This window comes from Pseudomonas sp. KB_12, assembly GCF_052114545.1.
GTDB classification, from domain to species: domain Bacteria; phylum Pseudomonadota; class Gammaproteobacteria; order Pseudomonadales; family Pseudomonadaceae; genus Aquipseudomonas; species Aquipseudomonas brassicacearum.
Genome location: NZ_JBFREY010000120.1, coordinates 1 through 397 on the forward strand (window position 1 = coordinate 1; position 397 = coordinate 397).

The 397-nt window shown below is 62.5% G+C and carries 1 protein-coding gene; it reads right to left on the bottom strand.

The window, feature by feature from the left end; all coding sequences use genetic code 11:
* The coding region (locus AB4Z20_RS28125; protein WP_442091259.1) for a hypothetical protein at positions 1-397 on the bottom strand (397 nt) is incomplete at both ends.

Consider the following 397-nt stretch of genomic DNA (forward strand, 5'->3'; position numbering starts at 1 on the left):
GATAACGCAGGGTGCCCCAGCCCTGGTGCTCGCAGACCAGCCGATCCTGGGCGTCGTACTCAAAGGCCAGGGGATGATCGCTGCCGTCGTTGACGTGGACCAGCCGGCCCAGTTCGTCGTAGCGGTATTCGATGACCTGGCCGTCGGGCAAGGTCTTGACCCGCAGCCGCCCAGGCGCATCGCGCTGGTACTGGGTGAGCCGTTGCGAACCGTCCTCGCCGTACTCGGTTTTTTCCAGCAGGTGGCCGTTGAGGTCGTAGGCGTAGGCGGTGCGTTGGCCGTCGAAGCCGACTTGCTGTCGGATCAAACCGTTGGGCGTGTAGTCCAGCTGATATTTTTCGCCGGATTCGTTTTCGATTTCGGTCAGCAACAGCCGCGCCGAGTCGTAGCGGTACTT